1 protein-coding gene is annotated in these 255 nt (G+C 63.9%); it reads left to right on the forward strand.

Going from position 1 to position 255, the window contains the following annotated elements; all coding sequences use genetic code 11:
- Nucleotides 1-255, forward strand: a 255-nt coding sequence (locus FVA95_RS31290; RefSeq protein WP_161992554.1) for a carbohydate-binding domain-containing protein, incomplete at both ends; no start/stop codon positions are given.

The following is a 255-nucleotide window of genomic DNA, read 5'->3' on the forward strand; positions in this document are numbered from 1 at the left end:
GGGCATGGAGGTCCGCTTCGGCTTTCCCACCCGCGTACTCTCCGTCGAGAGCGACGTCTGGCAGCACCGGTTCATCAACGGCGACCTGAACGCATTATCGCTGAGACCTGGCAAGCACCTTGAGCCCGGCAGCCGTTACAAGGTCCGGATCATAGGCCTCAACTCCTTCTTCTCGCGCGTCTACGTCATGCCGAACGTGCACCTGACGGCACCGGGTCACGCAGCCGTGGTCGTGGCGGCCACACGCACCGGACT

The sequence above is a fragment of the Pseudonocardia sp. EV170527-09 genome (genome assembly GCF_008369905.1).
Taxonomy (GTDB): Bacteria; Actinomycetota; Actinomycetes; order Mycobacteriales; family Pseudonocardiaceae; genus Pseudonocardia.